Annotated in this window: 1 pseudogene; it reads right to left on the bottom strand. The window is 41.7% G+C overall.

The window, feature by feature from the left end:
* Window positions 1-117: 117 nt before the first annotated feature.
* Window positions 118-1,019 (bottom strand): annotated as a pseudogene (locus BZG82_RS16010) (ISAs1 family transposase); the annotation flags it as partial.
* Between the last annotated feature and the right edge of the window lie 157 nt (window positions 1,020-1,176).

The raw sequence follows: 1,176 nt of genomic DNA, 5'->3' as shown, positions 1-1,176 counted from the left end.
TAGTAACTCTGAATTCAGATAATAAGTGCAACACTCATGGTCAAACTGGCGAGAGGAAGTCAACTGCACGGAAAACGCATGAACACCCGCGTCACGAAAGGCTTTTCAGCGCGGTCGCTAGGTACTCTGGTCCATCGCGCACATCATTCGCTTGCGTTGAATGCCGGCTTTAAAACTCTTCTCTTGCTTTAATAAATTCAAAACCATTTGCCTTATTCGTGCAAAAACTTCCGCTCAATCATCGACTCTTATTCGGCAAGCATCTTCTTTTAATCCAACATCAAGTTGCCAATGCATCGATTCAATTAACCAGTGCGAGCGCGTGGCATCATGAAGCTCTTTCGCTGTCAGTGCTTTTGAGCTTATATAATAGCGCACGAAATATCAGACTCTTCGGCGTGTTTTCCTTCTTGTCAAACACTCACCATGATGCCCATCGTTTTTAATTTAGGCCAATCGTAAGCCAAATCACCTAATACAATTAAATCGGTATTAATCAGTGCACATCGTGTTTCTAAATGCCCATGCGATTTCTCTTGTGATGCATAGCTATCACCATCAAATTTTTGAAGCATTGCCGGGCGGTAATAATTATCAAACGCTTTATCTAGCTTGCCTTGGTTTCCTTTAACGGCAAGCAAATAATCAGCATTTTTATCGATGATTTTCTGTGCGATTTTGTGCTGACAACCCATAGCATCTATGGTAATCAAACAACCTGAAATATCGAGCAATTCCAGCAGCTTAGGGATGGCAGTAATCTCATTTGTCTTACTGTCTACTTTCGACTGTCCGAGGCACACTCCATTTGCGGTTGCGAACGCATTAACCATATGAATAGCAGCTTGGTCTTTTGCTCGATTATATGATCCCCTTAGTGTTTTTCCATCAATGGCAACCACTTCGCCATCCGTTAATTCATGACAGGATTTCATCCATTCTATAAAGGCTTTTTGTAATGCCTTTGGACTGATGGTTCCCATCACTCCTGCGATCGTATCTGCCGACGGTGACGTTTCACCTGAAAAGCCAAAACGGTTTAGTCATTGTCATCGTGTTTGGTACAGTCTATCGGAATAAAACAAAATTCTGAGCCCCCCCCGGATATCTTAATGCTTGGTTAAGAACAAGTTATTATTAAATTTCTTTCGTATTCCCATTATTATCTCTAATAGC

Origin of the sequence: Salinivibrio sp. PR5, assembly GCF_001996085.1 — a bacterium.
In the GTDB taxonomy this organism is placed as follows: Bacteria; Pseudomonadota; Gammaproteobacteria; order Enterobacterales; family Vibrionaceae; genus Salinivibrio; species Salinivibrio proteolyticus.
The sequence above is the reverse complement of the archived record's forward strand: the minus strand, read 5'-3'. Positions and strand labels throughout refer to the sequence as shown.